The following is a 25,593-nucleotide window of genomic DNA, read 5'->3' as shown; positions in this document are numbered from 1 at the left end:
CATGAGAAATCTTAAGAAATATATATTCATCGGCATGACCGCCCTCTTGGCTACCTCATGCTCCGATTTCCTCGATACAGCCCCAAAGGATGCCCTTTCACCTGTCAGCACCTGGCAAACCCAGGACGATGCAGACAAGTTCCTCGTTGGCTGTTACAACAATTGGCAAGACCAGTACAACTCCGGTTGGGGTTGGGATGGTTTCCTCCTGTACTGGGATGGTACAAGTGACTTTGGTTACGACCAGTTCTCCTGGGAGGGTTATACTCCTATCGGTAATGGAACCGTGACCGCATCAAGCGGTAGAGACTGGTACGACTTCTCACGCATCCGTCGCGTCAACGAGCTGTTGGCTAACATAGACAAGTGTTCTATGCCAGAAACTGCCAAGAAAGACATTATGGCTCAGGCTCGTTGGATTCGCGCTTACCGCTATTTCCTGATGAACTGGAACTATGGTGGCGTACCTATCATCGAAAGCTATGCTACTGCAGAGGAAGCTATGGTTCCACGTAAAAGCGAACAGGAGGTGAAGGAATATATCGAGAAGGAACTCGACGAGTTGGTAAACGATATCAATGTAACTCCTGCAGCCCGTGGTCGCATCGCCAAGGGTGCAGCTCTGGCTCTCCGTATGCGAGAGGCTCTCTATTATGGAGACTATGCTACTGCTAAGGATCGTGCAGAGAAGATCATTGCATTGAATCAGTATGAGTTGGATCCAGACTATGCTAACTTGTTCAATGTAGCAGGTCAGGATTCCAAGGAAATCATCCTTGCCGTTCAGGCTGTAGAAAACGACTACGAGAACAATGTGATCGGCCGTATGTACAACAATGCTGATGGTGGTTGGTCTTCTATCGTTCCTAGCTACGGCTTGATCGACACCTATGAAATGGCAAACGGTTTGACCAAGGACGAGCCGGGTTCTGGCTATGATCCTACCCATCCATTCAACAACCGTGACCCACGTATGGCAATGACTGTCATCTATCCAGGTTGTGACTACATCAATGGTAATGGTAAAGAGGCTATCTACAATTCGCTTGACAAGACTGTAAATGGAGCTTCTAATGCCAATTTTTACACCGCAGCCGACAACAGTTCAAAGACAGGTTTGACCTGGGGTAAGTACTTGGCACCTATGAACCAGTATTCTGACATCTGGAACACCACTTGCCAGCCTATCGTCTTCCGCTATGCAGAAGTATTGCTTACTTACTGCGAGGCAGAGAATGAATTGAACGGTCCTTCTGCACAGGTTTACACCTATCTGAATATGGTTCGTAACCGTGTAGGTATGCCTAATGTGGATGAAGCCAAGTACAATACCAAGGAAAAGCTCCGCGAGTTGATTCGTCGTGAGCGTGGTGTTGAGTTCGCAGGTGAGGGTATCCGCCGTGCAGATATCTTACGCTGGAAGGATGCCAGTGGAAAGATGTTGGCAGAGACCTTGCTGAACTGCACATTGGAGCGTCAGGTAGGTACAGTGAACATGGATAAGTCTGTGGCTCCTGGTATGCGTGCCACTATCAATGTAAATGCTACTGCAGCTGACAAGAAGATTGAGGATCGTGTATTCAAGACCACCAACCGTTATCTCCCTATCCCACAGGGTGCACTTGATGCTAACTTGCAGTTGAAGCAGAACGACGGTTATTAAAAACAAAAAGTACTGAGTACATCATCTAGGAACTCAGTACTCATCAATAAAAATAAAGACCACCATCTGAGTTGAATATCAAACTCAAATGGTGGTCTTTTTTTCTATCACTCAACAAGTAAAGGTTACTCCGAAGACTTTTTTCGTAAAAACAAAGCAACAGCGATAGTGCTTACAAGCAACAGCGATAGTACTTACAAGGCGCAAAGACGTTACTGAGAGATCGCCATGATAGTACTGCCGATGCGTAAAGCGGCTTGTAGCGTTTATTGCCTCACTATGGCACAACATTGCCCCTTACCAGGGCAATAATCTGCCATTGCCAGGCACAAAACGATACGTCGGGAGTTTTTTATAAAAAAGCACCACTCTTCTTTTTACTCTTCACTCTTCACCAAATCGGCTGAAACCCCGATAAACACTGGGGTTGCGAGAGGTGAAGAGTGGCGTAAACTCTTCACCCGTGCAAGTTTTTAATCTACAGACATTTATGATCTTCTGGTGAAGAGTGAAGAGTGTTTTTGAAAGTAGCTTACTATTCCGGCGGATTGCAAATCAGCCGGGACACCAGCGAGCAGCTTCTGCAAGCTAATGCTACAGTGAGTTCGCTGACTGCACAGGTCGACGCAAGACCGTATATAAATGCGGAGCCGCTTACCTTCTCTGGAATGATATCACCCAAGATACGAAACAGCCAAACCAGGACCTGGGAATGGATGACGGGTAATCAAGTGCTCAGGGTATGACTTTAAGGCTCAATTTAACATTCTTAAATATAAATATATCAAAGAAATCCAGTTGTGCGTGATTTTTCTTGCTAAAAAGTTTGTATTATCAATGATTATTCGTATCTTTGCAGCAACAGAATCCGCCACGCTTCCCATTTGAACAGCGAACCAGGGCGGGTCTTTTGCTTTTTATGGGTACATTAAGATTATACACTAAACAGGCTCTTTCTATTTTAGAACAAATAGAACTACTAAAAAGTAGAGGCTTGAATATTACAGATTCATCCAAGGCTGCAAAATTTCTTGGAGAGGTCAGTTATTTTCGTTTTGTTCAATACCTTCGTCCAATGGAGGCAGACAAAACTACGCATCAATTTAAGCCCAACAGTAAATTTGAAGATGCCGTAGCTCTCTATAACTTTGATATAGAATTGAGAGATTTGATGTTCAAGGCAGTCCAACGATTAGAGATCGCTTTGCGCACAAAGATTATACAAGAGTTCTCTTTGGCACATGGGCCGCTTTGGTTCTTTGATACAAGCCTTGCTGACGACGAACACAAGTTTATTGAGAATATGAACTCAATAGACAGAGAGCTTCAACGTAGCAAGGAGGACTTTATCAAGGAGCATAGGCGTAACTATGACAAGCCAATTTTTCCACCTGCATGGAAAACGCTTGAACTGGCATCTTTTGGTACGCTTTCAAAGCTCTATTACAATTTCTGTGACAAGAAGTTGAAGAAGCGTGTAGCTCGTCAGTTTAATCTTCCACAGCATGAGGTGTTGGAAAGTTGGATGCGTAGTGTAACTGTCCTGAGAAACTGTTGTGCTCACCACTCCCGGCTTTGGAATCGTTACCTTTCCAACGCTCCACAAATGAATGCCTCTTTGCGTGGCGCATGGGTGAACATCGAAGGTGTTGATGCAAACAAAGTTTATGCTATAGCCTGTTGTATTGCATATTGGCTTGATTCTATGGGATATGGATTGGACTTCAAGAATGAATTCAAATCCTTACTCGTTTCTTATCCGCAGGTCGATCCGACTGCAATGGGATTCCCTGATAATTGGATTTCCGAACCTCTATGGAGGTAACTTTATAAAAAATATAGCTTTACACCTATTTTTTGCTATAGACTCCAAAGTTGATGATGGGTTTGAGGAATTTATACTAGAAAGGGGATTTGTTGACTATCAAGCTGTTACGTCAACGAATCCCCTAACTTATTGAGTTTAAATTAATTCATCTTTATTTGAGTGGCTGTTTATCGGTATTCCGACTATTCCCACTCAATTGTCGAAGGTGGTTTTGAAGAGATGTCATAGCAAACGCGGTTAACACCCTTTACCTTATTGATAATCTCGTTACTTACCTTAGCCATGAAGTCGTATGGAAGATGAGCCCAGTCGGCAGTCATCGCATCAGTACTTGTTACGGCACGCAATGCAACTGGGTGCTCGTATGTACGCTCATCACCCATTACACCTACTGAACGGACGGTAGAAAGCAATACGGTACCAGCCTGCCAGATCTGATCGTAGAGAGATACCTCAATCTCACCATTCTGCATGTCAGCAGGAACACCGGCAGCCAGGACGCGGCGAGCTTCCTCACCACTCAACTTCACCTTGTACTCACGCAAGCCACGGATATAGATATCATCTGCATCCTGAAGAATGCGTACCTTCTCTGGAGTGATATCACCCAAGATACGAACAGCCAAACCAGGACCTGGGAATGGATGACGGGTAATCAGGTGCTCAGGCATACCCATAGAGCGACCTACTCGACGAACCTCATCCTTGAACAACCACTTCAAAGGCTCGCACAACTGAAGGTTCATCTCCTTAGGAAGACCACCTACATTGTGATGACTCTTGATTACCTTACCAGTGATGTTCAAACTCTCGATACGGTCAGGATAGATAGTACCCTGAGCCAACCACTTGGCGCCAGTCTGCTTCTTAGCCTCAGCATTGAAAACCTCCACGAAGTCGCGACCGATAATCTTACGCTTCTCCTCTGGATCTGTAACGCCAGCCAAGTCAGCAAAGAACTTCTCTGAAGCATCAACACCAATCACGTTCAGACCCAAGCACTTGTAATCCTCCATTACATCACGGAACTCATTCTTTCTGAGCATACCGTGATCTACGAAGATACAGGTAAGGTTCTTGCCGATAGCCTTGTTCAGGAGAACAGCAGCTACGCTGGAATCAACACCACCAGAAAGACCCAAGATAACCTTGTCGTCGCCCAACTGTGCCTTCAACTCAGCTACAGTAGTCTCAACGAAAGAGTCAGCACTCCAGTCCTGCTTGCTACCGCAGATATCTACCACGAAGTTCTTGAGGAGCTGTGTACCCTGCAAAGAGTGGAACACCTCTGGGTGGAACTGTACAGCCCAAACAGGCTGCTTGGTAGAAGCATAAGCAGCATACTTCACATTGGCAGTAGAAGCGATGCACTTATAGTCCTCAGGAATCGCAGTGATGGTATCACCATGACTCATCCAAACCTGAGAGTTCTCGATGAATCCCTTGAACAAAGGATTCTCCTTGTCGAACTGCTCCAAGTTAGCACGACCATACTCACGGCTGTCAGCAGCTTCCACCTTACCACCCTGGGCGTAAGAGAGGAACTGAGCACCGTAGCAGATGCCAAGCACAGGAATGCGACCAATAAACTGGCTCAGATCTACCTTGAAAGCTTCCGGATCATGAACGGAATAAGGGCTACCGCTCAAGATGACACCAATCACAGATGGGTCATCCTTTGGAAACTTGTTGTAAGGCATAATCTCGCAGAAGGTATCAAGCTCACGAACACGACGGCCAATCAGCTGTGTGGTCTGTGAACCGAAATCCAAAATAATAATCTTCTGTTGCATATTGTCTAATTTATAATTTATAATTTACAATTCATAATTCTTTCAGGAATGCTTCCGCTTCTTTCAGCGTCTCCTGCTTTCCCACATCCATCAGCTTGAGGTCGTTCTTCACGTATCCCTCAATACGAACCTTGTCGCAATGCTTCAGATAGAAGTCCATAATGGGGAACTTATCCGGTTCATTCTCCATCAGCGGGAAAAGCGATGGGGCTACCATGTGGATGCCAGAGAAGGCATACATCTTATAATCTCCTGGATTGAGATCAGGATAAGGACTTTTCACCTCGCCCGTCTCTATATTCGTCCAGCCAACCAATCGCATGGTATCATCGAAGAGGAGATAACGTTTGGTCTTGCGTTCGCTCACCAGAAGGCGGGCAGCCAAGGGAGCCTTCTCCTTCACGGAATCCGAAGAATCATCTGAAAGTTCCTTCGACTCCATCTGATAGAATTTCTTCAGATCCACATTGCTCAGGATGTCCACATTATGAATCAGGATAGGCTCAGTCTGATCGAAGAATGGCCATGCCTTCTTGATACCACCACCCGTTTCTAGGAGCTTTTCGCTCTCATCGCTGATACGGATGTCCATACCGAAATTCTTATTATCACGAAGATAATCGATGATTTGTTTAGAGAAATGATGCACGTTCACCACAATACGAGTGAAACCGGCATCCTTCAACTGAAAGATGACACGTTTGAGCAAAGGTTCTCCTCCGACACTTACCAATGCCTTCGGAATGCGATCAGTAAGTGGCTTCAGGCGAGTGCCCAAACCTGCTGCGAATATCATTGCTTGCATCATTGCTAAATAGCTATATATTAATGTGCGTGCAAATTTACTAACTTTTTGCGAGATAGCCAAATTTGCACGCTAAATATTATTGTTTTGCAGGCAAAACCTGCTCAATATGCTGTTCTCTATGACATATTTGCACTTCTACGCCAAACTTCTCGTGGATATGTTCGGCAAGATGCTGGGCTGAATACACACTGCGATGCTGACCGCCCGTACAACCGAAACAGAACATCAGGGAGGTAAAACCGCGCTGGATATAGCGATTCACGTGATGGTCTGCCAACTTATAGACACTCTCCAGGAACGTCAGAATCTCACCATCATCCTCCAGGAATCGGATCACTGGCTCATCCAATCCCGTAAGTTTCTTGTAAGGTTCATATCTACCTGGGTTGTGAGTACTTCTGCAGTCGAAAACATAACCGCCGCCATTTCCAGACGGATCTTCAGGGATTCCCTTCTTAAAGGAGAAGCTGAATACCCGCACTACCAACGGTCCCTTGCCATCATACTTGGAATAAGTGGCAGGTCCATCCTGCGGATGCGCACTGTAGATATTGTTATCTGTAATCTTATAACCATCAGCACGGGTTATAGCCGCACTCTCGATGCGCTTAAACTGCGGCAACTCCATAAGTCGGCGCAGCATATCCATCATATAAGGATATGGGAAAACCTTCTCGCCCATCTTCAGCAGATCACGCAGATTTTGGATAGCAGGCGGAATACTCTCGATGAAGTGCTTCTTGCGCTCGAAATAGCCACGGAATCCATAGGCACCCAACACCTGCAAGGTACGGAAGAGCACAAAGAGACTCAGGCGATGCACGAAATGACGCACAGATGGTACCTCGGTATAGTTTTTCAGCGACTGATAGTACTCCCATACCAACTCGCGGCGGAGCTTGAAGGAATACTTGGCTGAAGCCTGCCAAAGGAAGGAAGCCAGATCATAATAGAAAGGTCCCTTTCTGCCACCTTGGAAATCAATAAAGTACGGATTGCCATTTTCGTCTAACATTATGTTGCGAGCCTGGAAATCGCGATAGAGGAAACAATCCATCTTTTCTGACGTCAAATCCTTCGCAAAAAGACGGAAGTTGGCTTCCAACTTCAATTCATGGAAATCCAAATCTGTCGGTTTCAGGAAACAATACTTGAAATAGTTGAGATCGAAGAGCACACTGTCCACATCAAACTCCGGCTGAGGATAGCAGTTGGACCAATCCAGCCCACGTGCACCACGCAACTGGATGTTAGGCAACTCACGGATTGTCTTCTTCAGGAGTTCTTTCTCCTTCTGATTGTATCTACCGCCAGCCTCTCTTCCGCCTTTGATGGCATCGAAGAGCGAAGTTCCGCCCAGATCTGTCTGGATATAGCAGAGTTCATCATCACTCACAGCCAGAATCTTAGGCACCGGCAACTGACGGAGATTGAAATGATTAGCCAGATACACGAAGGCGTGATCCTCATCACGGCTCGTACCGATAACACCTATCACCGTATCCCCATCCTGCTTGATGATACGGAAATATTGGCGGTTACTTCCCTGCCCAGCCAGCTTGATGACATCAGCAGGTTCTTCGCCAGCCCATTGCTTGTAGAGATTAATTAGCTTTTCCATCATCATTCAATTTTCTGCGTTTTCTGTCATCATCTATCTTCTGTGCGAAGTTATCACCGATGAAGAGAAGCAATAAGATACCTAGCGTAGTGAGGAAAGAATTCGTAGTAGTCATTCCTAACTCCGCCTTTGTTATATAAATCAGTCCTCCGATAACGACCAGGAAGACCAATGCCTTTTTCCAATCAATATTATGCATGATACTCAAAAAACTATTTGTTCTGCAAAGATACAACATTTTTCTGAGCTAGCCATAAGATTAAGCATATTTTTGAGATGAGCACAAAAAAAAATCGGATGTCTCACGACAACCGATTTTCAAAAACAAACTACTTAAAAACTAATCTACTAAAACAAATCAAAAAAATATCTTCATCGACCTCACGGTCGGTATTACCTTTTCTTTTCGCTTGCAAAGTTACAAAAAAAGCGTATTAGCACCAAACAATTTTGCGATTTTTTGCATATCAATTGCTAAAAAAACAAAAAAATAGGGATAATTCTCTGAGAATCACCCCTATTTGTTATATTTAGGTTGCAAAAACGCACTCTATTACATCATGCCGCCCATACCTGGAGCTGCAGCAGGTGCAGCTGGAGCTGGCTCAGGTTTATCTACCAGGACACATTCTGTTGTCAGGAACAGACCAGCAATAGAAGCTGCGTTCTCCAAAGCAACACGCTCAACCTTAGCAGGATCTACGATACCAGCCTGACGCATATCCTCGTAAACATCCTTGCGGGCATTGTAACCGAAGTCACCCTCGCCCTCGCGAACCTTGTTGACGACTACAGAACCCTCGCCACCAGCATTGGCTACAATCTGACGGAGAGGCTCCTCGATAGCACGCTCTACGATGCGGATACCAGTTGTCTCATCAGCGTTGTCACCCTTCATATCCTTCAAAGCCTCGAGGGCACGGATATAAGTAGTACCACCACCAGCAACGATACCTTCCTCGATAGCTGCACGGGTAGCGCAGAGAGCATCGTCAACACGATCCTTCTTCTCCTTCATCTCTACCTCAGAGTTAGCACCTACGTAGAGAACAGCAACACCACCAGCGAGCTTAGCCAAACGCTCCTGAAGCTTCTCCTTATCGTAAGAAGACTTGGTGTTCTCAATCTCGTTCTTGATCTGAGCTACACGATCCTGGATATTAGCCTTCTCGCCATGACCGTTTACGATAGTTGTATTATCCTTGGTAACAGTAACCTTGTCAGCAGAACCCAGCATTTCCAATGTTGCCTGCTCCAACTTCAAGCCCTTCTCCTCAGAAATGACAACACCGCCAGTCAATACAGCGATATCCTCCAACATAGCCTTGCGACGGTCGCCGAAGCCTGGAGCCTTTACAGCACAAATCTTCAAACCGCCACGCAAACGGTTAACAACCAATGTTGTCAAAGCCTCAGAATCAACATCCTCAGCGATTACCAACAAAGGACGACCGCTCTCAGCAGCTGGCTGGAGAATTGGCAAGAACTCCTTCAGGTTAGAAATCTTCTTATCGTAAAGAAGGATGTATGGATTATCCATTACACATTCCATCTTGTCTGCGTCAGTCATGAAGTAACCGCTCAAGTAGCCACGGTCGAACTGCATACCCTCAACAACACCGATATTGGTATCACGGCTCTTGCTCTCCTCGATAGTGATGACACCATCCTTAGAAACCTTACGCATAGCATCTGCCAAGAGCTTACCAATCTCTGCATCGTTGTTGGCAGAAACAGTAGCCACCTGCTCAATCTTATCATAGTTGTCATCTACCTGCTCAGCATGATCCTTGATGAAGGCAACGACAGCAGCAACAGCCTTGTCGATACCACGCTTCAAATCCATTGGGTTAGCACCTGCAGTTACGTTCTTCAAGCCCTCAGTTACGATAGCCTGAGTCAGGATAGTAGCTGTTGTAGTACCGTCACCGGCATCATCACCAGTCTTGCTGGCAACGCTCTTTACGAGCTGTGCACCGGTATTCTCAAACTTGTTCTCCAACTCTACTTCCTTAGCTACGGTAACACCATCCTTAGTAATCTGAGGAGCGCCAAACTTTTTTTCGATTACCACGTTGCGTCCCTTAGGACCGAGAGTTACCTTCACTGCATTTGCCAACTGATCAACACCCTTCTTCAAGAGGTCGCGGGCATCCATATTATATTTAATATCTTTAGCCATTTCTTTATTCTTAATTAAAATGTTAATTATCAATTACTCTTCTACCACAGCGAGAACGTCGCTCTGGCGCATCATCATATACTTAGTACCATCAAACTCAAGTTCAGTACCAGCATACTTTCCATAGAGAACAGTATCGCCCTCCTTGAGAATCATCTCTTCATCCTTGGTACCCTTACCTGTAGCAACGACCTTACCACGCTGTGGTTTCTCCTTTGCTGTATCAGGGATAATGATTCCACCTACTTTTTCTTCAGCTGGTGCAGGAAGTACCAGCACTCTATCTGCTAATGGTTTAATATTCATGATTCTTATATTTTAATTTGTTATTACTTCTATTTTTCGTCTTTACTTCAGCCTATTCGGGCATACGCCAGACACCCTCACCCTATACGAAAAGCGTGCCAAAGCATCAAAACTGACACTTTGGCACGCTCACAACTACACATCTACTGACATTTCTGTCAGCCTTTACCTAAAAATGCTGAAGCCAGGTTGTAAGGTCATCCAGCATCTGGACATGATAACGGAAACCCTGAGCCGTATTGCGGAATCCCCATCCATGTCCACCGGAAGGATAGATATGCAGGGTGCATTCGTTACCAGCCTTATTCATTGCGGTATAGTAAGCCACTCCATTGGTCACAGGAGGCACCACCTTGTCATCACTCGACATCAGGAGGATGACACGAGGAGTTACCTGAGGTCGGACAGCCTTGTCATTACTCCATTCCTCCACCAGTTTGGCATTCGTCTTGCGCTCCTCACCGAGGAAATTCACACAAGAACCCTTGTGGGTGATTCGCTCATCCATAGAAATCACCGGATAGAAGAGGATTGAGAAATTCGGACGTACAGCCTCCTCTGCATGAGTACTTACCGAAGAAGCCAGATGGCCGCCAGCCGAGAAGCCCATAATACCGACATCATTCTTGTTGATATGCCATACTTCCGCACTATCCCTCACGGTACGCATCGCCTGGTAAGCATCACTCAATGGAATGTTGCGGTCGCCCTTCGGCATACGATACTTCAAGACAAAGTAAGCGATACCCTGCTTATTGAAATATTCCGCCCACTGATGTCCCTCATGATCCATCGCCAAATGCGAATAGCCGCCACCAGGACAATCCACCACGGCACGCCCCGTTGGTTTCTTGGGTAGATAACAAGTGAGTTCACTCTGTCCATCCGTACTGTTCTTCAATACGAACTTCCTTGCTGTGAATTGCGCTGATGCAGATATGGCAAAGAGCATCAATGCGAAAGAAATAATCGTTTTTTTCATTTTCATCTTAGTGCTAGTTTGTATTTCATATGCAAAGATAAGCATTTTTTCGTTAACACAACGTTATATTTTCATCATTTTTCGGTGTTTTTGTACAATTCTCTTTGTCATTTGTTACTTTTTTACTATATTTGCAGAAAAATAAATCGGTATCAACGTAATATAGACAGAATTATGAAGCAATTTTTCAAGAATGTAGCCGCTACCATCGTAGGTATCTTCGGATTCGGAATCATCATGGTGATTCTCGCCGTCATCACACTCATTGGTATGATATGCAACAGCAGCAAGACTCCTTCACTGAAAGACAACTCTGTGATGGTGATGAAGCTGCAAGGTCAGATCAGTGATCAGGCAAACGACGACTGGTTGGGACAGCTCACCGGTAACCAATATAACAACCTTGGCATGAACAATATCCTCTCAGCCATCAAGAAGGCAAAACAGGAGGACAAGGTGAAAGGTATCTATTTGGAAACGGGTATCCTGAGTACAGATTACGCTACATTGCAGGAAATCCGCAACGCTCTTGCCGACTTCAGGAAGAGCGGCAAGTGGATCATTGCCTATGGTGATGCCATGACGCAAGGTGGATATTACCTGGCTTCGGTTGCCAACAAAATCTATGTCAACCCGGAAGGTTCGGTAGATTGGCACGGTATTGCCTCACAGACACAATATATAAAAGATGTGGCTGCCAAATTCGGCGTTCACTTCACCATTGTAAAGGTGGGCAAATACAAGAGCTTCACAGAAATGTACACCGAGGACAAGATGACTGATGCCAACCGCGAGCAGGTAACCCGATATATCGGAGGACTCTGGAACCAGATTCTGGCAGATGTAAGCAAGAGCCGAAACATCGCCAAGGATTCCCTGAACCGCAATGCCGACGGACTGATGGTATTCGATGACACCAAGCTTCTGAAATCCAGAAAAATGGTGGACGGATTCTGCTATTACGATGAGATCAGAGACGTAATAAAGAAACAGCTCGGTCTGAAAACCGATGAGAAGATTTGTCAGGTATCTATGAGTGATGTAAATGCAGCCGTAGATGACAGTAACCTTCTTGGCGACCAGATTGCCGTATATTATTGCCAGGGAGAAATCGTAAGAGTAGCAACTCCAGGCGCATTCGGCAGCGAGCAGCAGATTGTGAGCAACGACGTGATACAGGATCTGCAGGATCTGGGCAACGACAAGAACATCAAGGCTGTGGTACTCCGCATCAACTCAGGTGGTGGCGATGCCTATGCCTCAGAACAAATTTGGCGTGCTGTCAGTCAGCTCAACAAGAAGAAACCAGTAGTGGTATCCATGGGTGGCATGGCTGCTTCGGGTGCATATTATATGAGTATGGGTGCCAGCTATATCATGGCTCAGCCAACAACACTGACGGGCAGCATCGGTATCTTCGGTGCCTTGCCAGACATCAGTGACCTGATGACCAAGAAGCTGGGATTCAAATATGACGAGGTAAAGACCAACCGCAACAGTGCCTACGGCAGTGCCGGCAGTGCCCGTCCTTGGAGTGCAGAAGAAATCGGCCATCTCCAGGCTTATGTTAACCGTGGCTATGGCCTCTTCCGCCAGCGTGTGGCTGATGGCAGAAAGATGAAGACCGAAGAAGTGGAGAAGATTGCACAAGGAAGAGTATGGCTCGGAACCGACGCCAAGAGCATCAAACTGATTGACGGTTTTGGCAGTCTCGACGACGCTGTTGCCAAGGCAGCTCAACTTGCCAAGGTTTCCGATTACGGAACCACAGAGTATCCTATGCCTGCAGACTGGATAGACCAGCTTTTAGACGGACTGTCAGGCAGCGGTGGCAACTATCTCGATGAGCAGTTACGACTCACACTGGGTGACCTCTACCAACCATTTATGATGATTCGCAACATCAAGGAGAAAGAACCAGTGCAGGCAGCAATGCCATTCGTACTGAATATACATTAATATATATAATAAGGTATAAAAAAGGAGTGAGGAAATGAGAACAGAAGGAGATCTGATAAAGATCAACGATTGGCTGCTACCGCTCAGTTGGATATACGGCAGCATCGTAAGATTCCGCAACTGGCTCTTCGACATCGGATTGAAGAAGAGCCGCGACTTCTCGATTCCCGTCATCTCGGTGGGCAATATCACCGTGGGCGGTTCGGGAAAGACCCCGCATGTGGAATACTTGATTCGCCTCTTGCACGACAAGGTGAAAATTGCCGTGCTGTCACGTGGATACAAACGCAAGAGCCACGGATATGTACTTGCAGATGAAAATACAGAAATGTCGGATATCGGTGATGAGCCATTCCAGATGCACCAGAAGTTTTCTGATATCTACGTAGCGGTAGATGCCAAACGAGTAAGAGGCATCAACAACCTGCAAAGCAACGAAGAGACCAAGGATGTAGATGTGGTATTGCTTGATGATGCCTTCCAGCATCGCTATGTCAAGCCAGGCATCAATATCCTCCTGGTAGATTACCATCGTCTCATCATCTACGACAAGATGCTACCTGCAGGAAGACTGCGCGAACCATTGAGCGGAAAGAGCCGTGCCGACATCGTGATTATCACCAAATGTCCAAAGGATCTGAAACCAATGGAGTTTCGTGTACTCACCAAGGCTATGGATCTCTATCCATTCCAGAAACTCTACTTCACCTGCATCGACTACGATACACTGAAGGGGGTTTTCACAGGAAAAGAACTGAAAGATCCAAAAGACTATCACGTGCTTCTGCTCACCGGCATTGCGTCTCCAAAACAGATGGAGCACGACTTGAAACCGATGGTCAAGGAGATGAAGTCTCTCTCTTTCGGCGACCATCACCGCTTCAAGAACAAAGACATTGACCGCATCAATGAGGCATTCGAAGCCTTGCCGGAACCACGCATCATCATCACAACAGAAAAGGATGCCGTGAGACTGAGAGAGGCAGAAGGGCTCTACGAGAGTGTGAAAGAAAGCATGTACGAATTGCCTATCAAGGTAAGCTTCATGCTTGACCAAGAAGATAATTTTAACGAAAAGATAATAAGCTATGTACGAAAAAATTCAAGAAACAGCATCCTGGCTAAGAGAAAGGATGAGCACAAGTCCGAAGACTGCAATCATTCTGGGAACAGGTCTCGGACAATTAGCTTCAGAAATAACTGATAGTTACGAATTCCCATATAGTGAAATTCCTAACTTCCCGGTATCTACCGTAGAAGGACATGCAGGCAAGCTCATCTTCGGAAAGCTGGGCGGCAAGGACATCATGGCGATGGAAGGCAGATTCCACTTCTATGAGGGATATAATATGAAGGAAGTAACTTTCCCAGAGCGCGTGATGTTCGAATTGGGCATCGAGACTCTCTTCGTAAGCAATGCATCGGGAGGTATGAACCCTAAGTTCCAGATCGGCGACCTGATGGTTATCGACGACCACATCAACTTCTTCCCAGAGCATCCATTGCGTGGCAAGAACTTCCCTACCGGTCCTCGCTTCCCAGACATGCACGAGGCATACGACAAGCAGCTCCGTGATCTTGCCGACGAGATTGCCAAGGAGAAGAACATTCCTGTTCAGCATGGTGTATATGTGGGCGTCCAGGGTCCTACCTTCGAGACTCCGGCAGAGTACCGTATGTACCGAACCCTGGGTGGTGATGCTGTAGGTATGAGCACCGTTCCTGAGGTGATCGTGGCCCGCCATTGCGGCATCAAGGTATTCGGCATCAGCATCATCACCGACCTCGGCGGCTTCGACGTTCCTGTAGAGGTTAGCCATGAGGAGGTACAGATTGCTGCCAATGCTGCTCAGCCTAAGATGACTGAGATTATGCGAGAAATGATTCGCAGAAGCTAATCATAAAGTTCAAAGTTCAACATTCAAAGTTCAAAGTAAAAATTGGATATAGCTAAGTTGGGTGAGTTTGGATTGATAGACCATCTCACCAAAGGATATGAAAACAAGAATGCCTCTACTGTTTATGGCGTAGGCGATGACTGTGCGGTGATGCACTATCCCGACAAGGAGGTGCTGATGACTACCGACATGCTGATGGAAGGTGTACATTTCGACCTGACCTATATTGATATGCAGCACCTGGGTTACAAGAGTGCCATGGTCAATATCAGCGACATCTTCGCCATGAACGGAACGCCACGCCAGATGGTGGTAAGCATTGCACTGAGCAAGCGCTTCAAGGTAGAAGACCTTGATGAATTCTACAGAGGCCTGCGTATGGCTTGCGATAAGTTTGGCGTTGACATCGTAGGTGGCGACACCACTTCCTCACTCACCGGTCTTGCCATCAGCATCACCTGCATTGGCGAGGCTGCAAAGGAAGATATCGTATATCGCAGCGGTGCCAAGGAAACAGACCTCATCTGCGTAACCGGCGACCTGGGTGCTGCCTATATGGGTCTGCAGCTCCTGGAACGCGAAAAGGCTGTATATTACGGACAGGTAGAAGACATCCGCAAGAAGATGGCAGAGGCAAAAGCGCAGGGTGACGACCAGAAGTTGGCAGCCCTCAACAAAGACTTGCAGGAAATGCGTAACTTCCAGCCAGACTTCGCCGGCAAGGAATACCTGCTGCAGCGCCAGCTCCAGCCAGAAGCTCGCGGCGACATCATAGCCCAGCTCCGTGAGGCAGGCATCCAACCTACCGCTATGATGGATATCAGCGACGGCTTGAGCAGCGAGTTGATGCACATCTGCGAACAGAGCAACTGCGGCTGTCGTGTCTATGAGAAGAACATCCCTATCGACTACCAGACAGCAGTTCAGGCAGAGGAATTCAACATGAATCTCACTACCTGTGCCATGAATGGTGGCGAAGACTATGAGCTTCTCTTTACCGTTCCTATCGGCGACCATGCCAAGATCGAGGAAATGGAAGGCGTGAAGCAGATTGGTTACATCACCAAGGAGAGCCTCGGCAAGTTCCTCATTACCCGCGATGGTCAGGAGTTCGAGCTCAAGGCGCAGGGATGGAATCCTCTAAAAGACTAGTTTTACGAATCGCCTTCTCTAAGGAAGAAACCCAAAAGAGGCGATTTTAGTTAATAAACATTAAGCAAGAGAAAATATTTGGTTTTCTCTTGCTCAATTAAAATTTTTGTTGTACCTTTGCAACCGCAAAAAGCAAGATGGTGCCATAGCTCAGTTGGTAGAGCAAAGGACTGAAAATCCTTGTGTCCCCGGTTCGATTCCTGGTGGTACCACTCCTCCTTTCATTTAGGCGGTTTCTGACTTCGGTTAGAGCCGCCTTTTTACGTATTCTGAAAAGGAGATATCAAATGTTACAACATAGAAAGAGAAATTACTGATTTATTAATTTAAAGATTAACAAAACAATACTTAAAGACTTATGAAAAAGATTCTGATTTCATTATTGGCAATCTGCGGATGGGCGGCAGCCTCATTTGCTTCAGGTGCCAAAGACTACAGCAAGTACTACCAGAACTTGCCAGTGCAGATGCAGCAGCCTACCCTGCCTACCATCCCCGACAACCAGGTTAGCATTCTGGACTTTGGCGGCAACGGCAATGGTCAGGCGATGAATACCCAGGCATTCAGCAAGGCTATCAGTAAGCTGAGCAAGATGGGCGGCGGGCACCTCAATGTACCTGCAGGCATCTATCTCACCGGTTTGATTTCCCTGAAGGACAACATCGACCTGCATCTGGAAAAGAATGCCATCATCATCTTCTCAGAGGATAAGAACGACCTCATCAAGATAGACGATGAAACCGGTCAGAAAGAAGACCGTGCTACCCCAGCCATCAATGCCAGCAAGAGAAAGAACATTTCCATCACCGGAGAAGGAACCATCGACGGAAATGGAGAATGGTGGCGCCCGGTGAAGCGCAGTAAGGTGAGCGACGTAGAATGGAACCGCTTCAAGCAGATGGGTGGAACCTTGAACGAAAAGGGTGATATCTGGTATCCGCTCAATCTGAAACATACCCCAAACGTAGTAGATAACATCGATGCACAGGAGAAAGTACGCAATCACATGATCCGATTCACCGAGTGTGAAAACGTACTGGTACAGGGTGTTACCCTACTAAACAGTCCACGCTTCCACCTCATCCCTACCCGATGCAAGAATGTCATCATCGACGGCATTACCGTGAAGTGTCCTTGGAATGCACAGAACGGAGATGCCATCGACATCTCGAGCTGCAAGGATGTACTCATCGTAAACAACATCGTGGATGCCGGCGATGACGGAATCTGCATGAAGGGTGGCGCAGGAGCTACAGGAGTAAAAGCCGGTCCTTGCGAGAATATCAATATCCAGGACAATACCGTATATCATGCCCATGGCGGTTTTGTTATCGGCAGCGAATTCTCAGGAGGCATGAAGAACATCGTGGTTCGCAACAACACCTTCCAGGGCACAGATGCCGGTCTGAGATTCAAGAGCGCCGTGAAACGAGGCGGCACCTCGGAGAACATCTTCATCGACCATATCTATATGACAGATATCACAGGAGATGCCATCACCTTTGAGACCACCTACTTCGACAACCATGTGGGAGCCAAGAAGAGCAATGCCCCTGTGAAGCAGGAATATCTTCCAAACTTCCAGGATATCCACATCAGCAATGTATATGTTCGCGGATGCAAGAACGGCATCGTAGCTCATGGCGCAGAGGGAATGGTTCACGACATTACCGTCAAGGATACCTACATCTTCTACAATCAGAAGGCACAGGATATCGATGAGACTTGCAAAATCAAGCTCGAGAATGTGAACTTCGCTACTTTTGCAAAGTAAGAAAACATATCACAAACCATTCTCTCTAAATGCGTCAAACACTTACCTTACAACAGTAAGCGTCTTTTCGCTGACAGAGAAATGAATATCCAGACCCTCATAAGGCATTCCATAAACCTTATGAGGGTCTTTCTGGTAATGCGGACGAGGATCCTGCGCCAGAACCTCTTTCAAGATTTCAATCTTCTCATCATTCAATCCCTGGCAAATCAGGTATTCCCTTACTTCCCCGGAAATCTCAACATCCAGCTTCGCCCATTTCCGATCATCCACGAATCCACTTCGTGCATCAGGATGACAATCGGCATACACCACGTAAGGCTTGATATCATAGATGGGAGTACCATCCATCAGGTCACCACCCTTTACATGAATGACAGGTCCCTTGCTTGTTTCCCATTCAATACGGGAGATTTTCACGGATGACAACCCGATGTTGTTCGGACGGAAAGGACTACGGGTAGCGAATACCCCGACCTTCTCGTTACCTCCCAAGACAGGAGGCCTTACAACCGGACTGTTCGCCTTATGCTTATTTGCCGAGAATTCCCAGATAAGCCAGAGAAAATCGAAACCTTCCATTCCTCTGAGGAAATCCGGATTGCGATATTCGGGTTCAAAAACAATCTGTCCTTCCAGTTCAGCCACCAATCCAGCCTGCTTGGGAATACCAAACTTGCTGCTGAACGGAGAACGGAATCTTGCTATTGGTTTTATTTCCATATCTTTATATTATTGATTTTAGTTCCTATTTTCATATACTGGGGTATATTTCCATATATTCCAATGATTACACCTTATTATATATAGTACATTATATATATAGTACGAAAAAAGCGCCCGATTATTTTGTTGTCTCCACAAAATAATGTACCTTTGCACCGTAATAATAATAAGCAATCAATGATATAAAAATAGAAAACAATGAAAATAGAAAGGCCTCAACATGAGATTTGGCTACAAAAGCCAGGAGAACTCGGCATCTATCAGCAGATAGAACGTGCCGGAAGAGTGTGCTACAAAAGTGAGAACAACACCACCAACGACTCGGCTAAGCCATTCGTAGATAGAATGATACAGAGTGAGCACTATGCAATGTTGGAACACGGCACAGTCTATCTCGTATGCAATCATGGGGAGTTACCACTCTATACAAGCAATAAGTTCTCTCGCTGCCATACCATCGACGGCAAGGATTACATCACTACCAATCTCCGTGTTCTGGCAGAAAACAAGGCGATGGATGATTTGAAATACCTCAGCGACTATGAGGAAGGAAAGCACGAGCTCCGCATCACCGTACATTTTACCACACAGATTGCCATCACCCGTGAGTACAACCGCCATCGTGCCAACTCTATGGCAGAGCAGAGCACACGCTACTGCAACTACTCCAAGAACAAGTTCGACAATGAGATTACGATCAACCTTCCTACCTGGGTAGAAGAAGAAGGTTATAATGGTTCACAGGAGAAAGAGGATTACCGATTGGAAGATATGTGCGCCGTCATTGCTGAAGGCAGAGCACAGGAATGGAGCAAGCTCGACACCTGGATCTTCGCCAATCAGGCTGCAGAATATGCCTACATGAAATTGATAGAAGCTGGCTGCAAACCACAGGAGGCTCGTGCCATCCTGCCATTGGATTGCAACACTGAGTTGGTACATACCGCATTTATCAGCGACTGGAAGCATTTCTTCGATCTCCGCGCTTTAGGTACCACAGGAGCTCCTCACCCAGATGCCAAGGTTCTCGCCTTGCCATTGATGGAAGAGTTCAAGGCTAAAGGTTATTTAAAATAGAAAGGAGAACGCTTAAAAAAGCTAAAAAATCACAGTTAAAATATAGATTTTCTGTTTTCTATACACAAGGAACAGATATATTTCGTATTTTTGCACTGTGTTTTTCATAGTATTAGATTTAAGGTTATCAAGGTTGGGGCTACGGCGGTAGCCCTTTTTTTATGCCTTTTTCGCCAGTTCTGAGGCATTTTCAGAGCTATTTCCCATATTTTTCGATATTTTTCTCAAAAAGTTCCTCAAAAATTTGGTGAAATCAAAAAAAGGTTGTACCTTTGCACCCGCTTAAGAAAACCAAGCTATAGTCATCCAGACCGAATTTGGAGAGATGGTAGAGTGGTCGATTACAACGGTCTTGAAAACCGTCGTACCGAGAGGTACCGGGGGTTCGAATCCCTCTCTCTCCGCAAGAGCCTTCTGAAAGAAATTTCAGAAGGCTTTTTTCATTTTCACACTTTTACAATAAAAAAACTCATTATCCTTTCACAATCACAAAAATCCGCTCAAAATCAATTACTTAAGTGTGAAAGGAGATTTCTACAACCCAATAGAACCACATAATCATAGGAAAACGGTAAAAGAACCTATTGCGCTTATCACCGCACCATATACCTGGAGCTGAAACAACTATAATAATCAACAGAAAAGACTATAGATACAAGGAGAAGGCAACTTAGTATAAAGGAGAAAGCAACTATCACAAAAGGAATAGAAAAGGCTTCTTTGTATCGGATGACCCGGGTCATCCATATAGATGACGGGAGTGAGCCATATAGATGACCCGAGTCAACCATATAGACGAGCTTAGTCATCCAGTCTATAAATCGTTCCTTTTCGCCTGCCAATATCTATCCCTCATCCTTCTGGTTACTATGCTTCATCCCTACATTCATAACAAAGACACCCACTATTCCCTATCAAGACGCCCACTATTCCCTATCGGAGCAAGGAACATCGCCATATTTAAGCTTAGCCATCAATTACCAACTCAAAATAAAGAGATTTCTCCTTTCACACTTAACTCTCTTATTTTCAATACAATCCACATTCCGTGAAAGGAGATTTACGATTCACCTTAAATATTTTCTGCAAATTTATCCCCTTAAAATTTGGTGGATTCAAAAAAAAGTAGTACCTTTGCACCCGCTTAAGAAAACCAAGCTATAGTCATCCGACCGAATTTGGAGAGATGGTAGAGTGGTCGATTACAACGGTCTTGAAAACCGTCGTACCGAGAGGTACCGGGGGTTCGAATCCCTCTCTCTCCGCAAGAGCCTTCTGAAAGAAATTTCAGAAGGCTTTTTTCATTTTCACACTTTTACAATAAAAAAACTCATTATCCTTTCACAATCACAAAAATCCGCTCAAAATCAATTACTTAAGTGTGAAAGGAGATTTCTACAACCCAATAGAACCACATAATCATAGGAAAACGGTAAAAGAACCTATTGCGCTTATCACCGCACCATATACCTGGAGCTGAAACAACTATAATAATCAACAGAAAAGACTATAGATACAAGGAGAAGGCAACTTAGTATAAAGGAGAAAGCAACTATCACAAAAGGAATAGAAAAGGCTTCTTTGTATCGGATGACCCGGGTCATCCATATAGATGACGGGAGTGAGCCATATAGATGACCCGAGTCAACCATATAGACGAGCTTAGTCATCCAGTCTATAAATCGTTCCTTTTCGCCTGCCAATATCTATCCCTCATCCTTCTGGTTACTATGCTTCATCCCTACATTCATAACAAAGACACCCACTATTCCCTATCAAGACGCCCACTATTCCCTATCGGAGCAAGGAACATCGCCATATTTAAGCTTAGCCATCAATTACCAACTCAAAATAAAGAGATTTCTCCTTTCACACTTAACTCTCTTATTTTCAATACAATCCACATTCCGTGAAAGGAGATTTACGATTCACCTTAAATATTTTCTGCAAATTTATCCCCTTAAAATTTGGTGGATTCAAAAAAAAGTAGTACCTTTGCACCCGCTTAAGAAAACCAAGCTATAGTCATCCAGACCGAATTTGGAGAGATGGTAGAGTGGTCGATTACAACGGTCTTGAAAACCGTCGTACCGAGAGGTACCGGGGGTTCGAATCCCTCTCTCTCCGCAAGAGCCTTCTGAAAGAAATTTCAGAAGGCTTTTTTCATTTTCACACTTTTACAATAAAAAAACTCATTATCCTTTCACAATCACAAAAATCCGCTCAAAATCAATTACTTAAGTGTGAAAGGAGATTTCTACAACCCAATAGAACCACATAATCATAGGAAAACGGTAAAAGAACCTATTGCGCTTATCACCGCACCATATACCTGGAGCTGAAACAACTATAATAATCAACAGAAAAGACTATAGATACAAGGAGAAGGCAACTTAGTATAAAGGAGAAAGCAACTATCACAAAAGGAATAGAAAAGGCTTCTTTGTATCGGATGACCCGGGTCATCCATATAGATGACGGGAGTGAGCCATATAGATGACCCGAGTCAACCATATAGACGAGCTTAGTCATCCAGTCTATAAATCGTTCCTTTTCGCCTGCCAATATCTATCCCTCATCCTTCTGGTTACTATGCTTCATCCCTACATTCATAACAAAGACACCCACTATTCCCTATCAAGACGCCCACTATTCCCTATCGGAGCAAGGAACATCGCCATATTTAAGCTTAGCCATCAATTACCAACTCAAAATAAAGAGATTTCTCCTTTCACACTTAACTCTCTTATTTTCAATACAATCCACATTCCGTGAAAGGAGATTTACGATTCACCTTAAATATTTTCTGCAAATTTATCCCCTTAAAATTTGGTGGATTCAAAAAAAAGTAGTACCTTTGCACCCGCTTAAGAAAACCAAGCTATAGTCATCCGACCGAATTTGGAGAGATGGTAGAGTGGTCGATTACAACGGTCTTGAAAACCGTCGTACCGAGAGGTACCGGGGGTTCGAATCCCTCTCTCTCCGCAAGAGCCTTCTGAAAGAAATTTCAGAAGGCTTTTTCTTTTATATCACCTTCCTAGATCTTTGATATTACTAAACTTTCAGGGCGTACAGTTTCCAGAGTTTTTAAGCTTTCAGCTCATATTCGAACCACATACAAAAGTTCAATAATGAATAAAAAGTAAGCCCAACCATCAAATTTATCCATAAAAGAGGGTGATAATTCAATAAATAATTGTACTTTTGCAATATAGATATAAAAACGACTATACTTCTGCAAAAGTAACATACAAAAAAAAGGAGATATGAGATACTACACAGCATTAACTATAGCCGGTTCTGACAGTTGCGGAGGAGCTGGCATTCAGGCAGACATCAAGACGATGTCGGCATTGGGCGTATATGCCGCTTCCGCAATCACAGCCATCACCGTACAGAACACCAAGGGAGTGTATGGCATTCAGAATGTGGAACCGGAAATCGTGAAAGGACAGATAGAGGCCGTGATGGAAGATATCCACCCTGATGCCATAAAGATAGGTATGGTTAATGACTGCGATACCATTCGTGCCATCGCAGAAACCCTCAAGAAATACCAGGAAAGCTTCCAGCATCTCGTTATCGACCCTGTCATGGTATCTACCAGTGGCTGCCGACTGATGCAGGAGGATGCACTCGATGTATTCATCACCGAACTGCTGCCTTTAGCCACCCTGCTCACTCCAAATATCCCAGAGGCAGAAATTCTTGCCAATAGAAAAATAGAGAATGCAGAAGATATCAAAGCTGCCGCAGCTGCCATCAGCAAACTGGGATGCAGATATGTATTGATCAAGGGCGGTCATTTTGATGGAGAGGAGAAGATAGACTACCTCTTCGAGGACGGCAAACAGAAAACCAGCTATCGTGGCATCAGCGTCAACACGCGCAATACCCACGGTACCGGTTGCACCCTATCTTCTGCGATCACGTCTTATCTGGCAAGAGAAATGGATATGAACACAGCCATCGCCATGGCTAAAACCTATCTTTCAGGTGCCATTCTGGCAGGTAAGGACATTAAGATTGGAGAAGGTCACGGTCCAGTGAACCACTTCTACGAACCAAAATCATTATTTACCAAAAGCTGAAAAAGAGCGAAAACAATAAGCCGCTCATGAAAAAGCTGATAAAACAGAGAAGAGAAAAGACAAAGAAAGAATGATTGATCGTTGTTACATAGAAATCACAAACACCTGTAATCTCAACTGTCACTTCTGTCCCAAGCACACCCGGGAAAAGCGACAGTTGAGTGCAGCGGAATTCAACCTGCTCACCGACAAGATCCGCGGGAAGGTTTGTTTCCTCTACTTCCATCTGATGGGTGAGCCCCTGCTCCATCCCCTGCTGCCACAGTTTATCACAACGGCACGCGAGAAAGGATTCAAGACGGTGCTTACCTCTAATGGAACCCTCCTGCACCGTGCCATGGAACTCCTCGACACCCTACCCCACAAGATACAACTCTCCCTCCATTCCCACGAAAGCAATGCCAAGGGAGAGCTCTCCAGCTATATGGATGAGGTGATGACCTTCTCCACCCAAGCCGCCGCCAAAGGCACCTGTATGGTATTGCGCCTCTGGAACCAAGGCGGAAGAGACAAGGAGAACGAGGAAGTGATGCGACTCATCGAGAAATACGTACCCAAGCCATGGAAGGAACGCCCTGACGGGTTCCGACTTTGCGATCATCTATATCTGGAGTTTGACAGGAAATTCGAATGGCCTAACTTCGAAAACGACATCAAGAAAGGGGATGATAACAAGAACAAAGATGAAAACAGAAACAAAGACGAAATAAGCAAGGGAAAAGACAAAGACGAAATAAGCGAGGGAAAAGACAAGAACGAAGGCAACGGCGAAAATCGGGAAGTCTTCTGCAAAGCATTGCTGAAACAGATAGGCGTTCTTGCCGACGGAAGTCTCGTACCTTGCTGTCTCGACCATAACGGCGATGTCATTTTGGGCAACCTGCTCCATCAGTCACTCGAAGACATCCTCTCTTCCCCCCGTGCCCAGGCAATGACAGAAGGCTTCAAGCACCATACTGCCACAGAAGCACTCTGCCAGAACTGCGAATCAGCACTCGTAAGAAACAGCTTCCGAGGAAAAGCAAGAAACTAAGAAAACATCCAAAAGCAAGAAGAAATGAAATGGATTATAATCACAACACCAACCTTTATTTCGCATGAAGCAAAGTACATCGACCAGCTTTTTGAAGCAGGAATCGATCTGCTCCATCTGCGCAAACCCGATTCAACACCAGAAGAATGCGAGCAACTGCTCCAGAAGATTGACCCGAAATGGTATCCTCAGATCGTGATTCACGACCACTTCGAACTCTGCGAGAAATACCATCTCCATGGCATTCACCTCAACCGGAGAAACAACCAGATTCCAGAGAACTTCCAGGGAAGCATTTCCCGCTCCTGCCACAGTTTCGAGGAAGTCACCGAATCGTTAGATAACGCTAATCCCGATTTTCCAAAGGGATCGAAGACAACATTCGATTACGTATTCCTCAGTCCGATCTTCGACAGCATTTCGAAGAAAGGCTACAAGCATTCCTTCTCCAACAGAGATCTGGAAGATGCGGGCAACAGCGGCATCATCAACGAAAAGGTAATAGCCCTTGGCGGCATCATTCCTCAATTCATTCCCCAGCTGCGCGCCTGGAACTTTGGCGGAGCAGCTTTTCTGGGTGACATCTGGAACCGACGACACGAATACAACTGGAAGGAATACCTGATAGATATCAGACAAAGATTAACACCACGAGGAGCCAAGAACACACTTAATGGCTCAAATGTTTGGTAGTTAG

19 protein-coding genes and 5 tRNA genes are annotated in these 25,593 nt (G+C 45.4%); 16 read left to right on the top strand and 8 right to left on the bottom strand.

Translation table 11 applies throughout. The features are described 5' to 3' along the window. Position 1 precedes the first annotated feature (1 nt). Both DXD25_RS08295 and DXD25_RS08290 read left to right on the top strand, forming a co-directional pair. The gene (locus tag DXD25_RS08295) at positions 2–1,663 is read left to right on the top strand and encodes a RagB/SusD family nutrient uptake outer membrane protein (RefSeq protein ID WP_117662839.1); all 1,662 of its coding nucleotides are present in this window, start codon (positions 2–4) and stop codon (positions 1,661–1,663) included. A 919-nt stretch (positions 1,664–2,582) separates the two neighbouring features. Next, positions 2,583–3,488: an Abi family protein gene (locus DXD25_RS08290; RefSeq protein ID WP_117662874.1), complete on the top strand. Its 906-nt coding sequence runs from the start codon at positions 2,583–2,585 to the stop codon at positions 3,486–3,488. A 185-nt stretch (positions 3,489–3,673) separates the two neighbouring features. Here DXD25_RS08290 and guaA read toward each other — a convergent pair whose 3' ends face one another. From guaA to DXD25_RS08255, 7 genes are all read right to left on the bottom strand, one after another. Next, entirely contained in the window at positions 3,674–5,284 is a 1,611-nt protein-coding gene (gene guaA, locus DXD25_RS08285) for a glutamine-hydrolyzing GMP synthase (protein WP_089544261.1), read from the bottom strand. Positions 5,285–5,315: 31 nt separating this feature from the next. Then, positions 5,316–6,092, bottom strand: coding sequence for a nucleotidyltransferase family protein (locus DXD25_RS08280; RefSeq protein ID WP_117662837.1), 777 nt, complete (start codon positions 6,090–6,092; stop codon positions 5,316–5,318). A 76-nt stretch (positions 6,093–6,168) separates the two neighbouring features. Further along, positions 6,169–7,713, bottom strand: coding sequence for an RNase adapter RapZ (locus DXD25_RS08275; RefSeq protein WP_117662872.1), 1,545 nt, complete (start codon positions 7,711–7,713; stop codon positions 6,169–6,171). Next, positions 7,697–7,912, bottom strand: a complete 216-nt coding sequence (locus DXD25_RS08270; protein ID WP_089544277.1) for a transporter — start codon at positions 7,910–7,912, stop codon at positions 7,697–7,699. Before DXD25_RS08270 ends, DXD25_RS08275 begins: the two co-directional genes overlap by 17 nt. Positions 7,913–8,266: 354 nt before the next feature. Then, positions 8,267–9,895: a chaperonin GroEL gene (groL, locus tag DXD25_RS08265; protein WP_117662835.1), complete on the bottom strand. Its 1,629-nt coding sequence runs from the start codon at positions 9,893–9,895 to the stop codon at positions 8,267–8,269. A 33-nt stretch (positions 9,896–9,928) separates the two neighbouring features. Further along, positions 9,929–10,201, bottom strand: coding sequence for a co-chaperone GroES (gene groES / locus DXD25_RS08260; RefSeq protein WP_117662833.1), 273 nt, complete (start codon positions 10,199–10,201; stop codon positions 9,929–9,931). 169 nt (positions 10,202–10,370) lie between these two features. Beyond that, positions 10,371–11,183, bottom strand: a complete 813-nt coding sequence (locus DXD25_RS08255) for an alpha/beta hydrolase (protein ID WP_117662870.1) — start codon at positions 11,181–11,183, stop codon at positions 10,371–10,373. 174 nt (positions 11,184–11,357) lie between these two features. On the opposite strand from DXD25_RS08255, the gene sppA reads away from it, so the two are divergent. The 6 genes from sppA (at position 11,358) to DXD25_RS08225 (ending at position 17,966) form a co-directional block, all read left to right on the top strand. Then, entirely contained in the window at positions 11,358–13,142 is a 1,785-nt protein-coding gene (sppA, locus tag DXD25_RS08250; RefSeq protein ID WP_117662830.1) for a signal peptide peptidase SppA, read from the top strand. A 34-nt stretch (positions 13,143–13,176) separates the two neighbouring features. Next, entirely contained in the window at positions 13,177–14,346 is a 1,170-nt protein-coding gene (gene lpxK / locus DXD25_RS08245) for a tetraacyldisaccharide 4'-kinase (RefSeq protein WP_117662828.1), read from the top strand. Continuing rightward, positions 14,231–15,040 (top strand): purine-nucleoside phosphorylase, encoded by an 810-nt coding sequence (locus DXD25_RS08240; protein ID WP_089544267.1) that lies wholly within the window; start codon positions 14,231–14,233, stop codon positions 15,038–15,040. Before lpxK ends, DXD25_RS08240 begins: the two co-directional genes overlap by 116 nt. Positions 15,041–15,082: 42 nt before the next feature. Further along, positions 15,083–16,192, top strand: coding sequence for a thiamine-phosphate kinase (gene thiL, locus DXD25_RS08235; RefSeq protein WP_117662826.1), 1,110 nt, complete (start codon positions 15,083–15,085; stop codon positions 16,190–16,192). A 139-nt stretch (positions 16,193–16,331) separates the two neighbouring features. Further along, positions 16,332–16,404 (top strand) — tRNA-Phe (locus DXD25_RS08230). Between the two features lie 146 nt (positions 16,405–16,550). Beyond that, entirely contained in the window at positions 16,551–17,966 is a 1,416-nt protein-coding gene (locus DXD25_RS08225) for a glycoside hydrolase family 28 protein (RefSeq protein ID WP_117662824.1), read from the top strand. 42 nt (positions 17,967–18,008) lie between these two features. On the opposite strand, the gene tsaA is transcribed toward DXD25_RS08225, so the two are convergent. Then, complete coding sequence (gene tsaA / locus DXD25_RS08220) at positions 18,009–18,689, bottom strand: tRNA (N6-threonylcarbamoyladenosine(37)-N6)-methyltransferase TrmO (RefSeq protein WP_117662822.1); 681 nt, start codon at positions 18,687–18,689, stop codon at positions 18,009–18,011. A gap of 201 nt (positions 18,690–18,890) precedes the next feature. Between tsaA and DXD25_RS08215 the strand changes: the two genes are divergently transcribed. From DXD25_RS08215 to DXD25_RS08180, 8 genes are all read left to right on the top strand, one after another. Beyond that, positions 18,891–19,769, top strand: coding sequence for an FAD-dependent thymidylate synthase (locus DXD25_RS08215; protein ID WP_117662820.1), 879 nt, complete (start codon positions 18,891–18,893; stop codon positions 19,767–19,769). Between the two features lie 319 nt (positions 19,770–20,088). After that, positions 20,089–20,173, top strand: a tRNA-Ser gene (locus DXD25_RS08210). A gap of 776 nt (positions 20,174–20,949) precedes the next feature. After that, positions 20,950–21,034 (top strand) — tRNA-Ser (locus DXD25_RS08205). Between the two features lie 777 nt (positions 21,035–21,811). After that, positions 21,812–21,896, top strand: a tRNA-Ser gene (locus DXD25_RS08200). Between the two features lie 776 nt (positions 21,897–22,672). Then, a tRNA-Ser gene (locus DXD25_RS08195) sits at positions 22,673–22,757 on the top strand. 281 nt (positions 22,758–23,038) lie between these two features. After that, a complete protein-coding gene (thiD, locus tag DXD25_RS08190; RefSeq protein WP_117662818.1) occupies positions 23,039–23,863 on the top strand; it encodes a bifunctional hydroxymethylpyrimidine kinase/phosphomethylpyrimidine kinase in 825 nt (274 codons plus the stop codon). A 70-nt stretch (positions 23,864–23,933) separates the two neighbouring features. Beyond that, a complete protein-coding gene (locus DXD25_RS08185) occupies positions 23,934–24,896 on the top strand; it encodes a radical SAM/SPASM domain-containing protein (protein ID WP_117662816.1) in 963 nt (320 codons plus the stop codon). Between the two features lie 24 nt (positions 24,897–24,920). Beyond that, positions 24,921–25,589 carry a thiamine phosphate synthase gene (locus DXD25_RS08180; protein ID WP_117662815.1) on the top strand — a complete coding sequence of 223 codons (669 nt, stop codon included), beginning with the start codon at positions 24,921–24,923 and terminating at the stop codon, positions 25,587–25,589. Positions 25,590–25,593 lie beyond the last annotated feature (4 nt).

Source organism: Prevotella sp. TF12-30 (genome assembly GCF_003436715.1).
In the GTDB taxonomy this organism is placed as follows: Bacteria; Bacteroidota; Bacteroidia; order Bacteroidales; family Bacteroidaceae; genus Prevotella; species Prevotella copri_A.
The sequence above is the reverse complement of the archived record's forward strand: the minus strand, read 5'-3'. Positions and strand labels throughout refer to the sequence as shown.